Here is an 843-nt window from a genome sequence, read left to right as displayed (position 1 = left end):
TCAGCTCCGCGCTTTATTACTTGAATTGGGGCATGCTATTGCTCAAGGTGATGCTCAGTTAATACAAGCCATTCCTGAGATACTTGAAGATGCAGAAAATGATTTAACACATCGCTTTCGCTTTTCAATACAACTGACTTTTAGGCGTTTTATTGGAACAATAGAAGAAGTTAAACTGATTGAAGAAAAGTTACGAGAAATCGTTAAACAAGACCCAATCTGCACTCGTTTACAAGCATTAGAAGGTGTGGGTCCCGTCTGTGCTATTTTAATGAAAATAGCTTTAGGTAACACCACACATTTCAAAAATGGTCGGGAAGCTGCTGCCTGTTTAGGCTTAACGCCAGTACAACATAGTAGTGGTGGTAAGGAGAAAATAGGCTCAATATCGAAAGTGATAGGAAACAAGAAGCTGCGCAGCGCTTTGTATAAAGGTGCATTAGCTGTTGTTTGCCAACTAGAAAAAAGAGAAAGCCGTAGCCAAAAAGATATCTGGTTAAGAGAATTAACCGTTCGTCGAGGTAAAAAAATAGCCGCGATAGCGTTGGCGAATAAAACAGTAAGAACTGCTTTTGCGTTGCTAAAGCATGATGCAGAGTATCAGCCACAATTACTTGTGGCTTAGATTTGTCAAAAAGAGCGTATTAAAATAGGTAAGACCGACCTTCAAGAGACTGTTAGGGGCTGAAGTTTATAAAACTGCTCAACAGAAAAGTCATGAAGGTGCGAAAACATCAGAGGCCAGAGGTAGCACCTCAATTTGAGCCTGTATATAAGCGAGCATCTAACTTATTTTAAACTTTTTCTTTTTGACATTAACGGGGAGTCCATATAAGCCCCTAA

At 39.7% G+C, this 843-nt stretch carries 1 protein-coding gene; it reads left to right on the top strand.

Features of this window, described 5'->3' with window-relative positions; translation table 11 throughout:
- On the top strand, positions 1-625 hold a 625-nt coding region (locus tag PULV_RS00040; RefSeq protein WP_193330563.1), incomplete at its 5' end, for an IS110 family RNA-guided transposase.
- Positions 626-843: the final 218 nt, after the last annotated feature.

Source organism: Pseudoalteromonas ulvae UL12 (genome assembly GCF_014925405.1).
GTDB lineage: Bacteria > Pseudomonadota > Gammaproteobacteria > Enterobacterales > Alteromonadaceae > Pseudoalteromonas > Pseudoalteromonas ulvae.
Note: the sequence above shows the minus strand (reverse complement) of the source record. Positions and strands in the feature narration are given on the sequence as shown.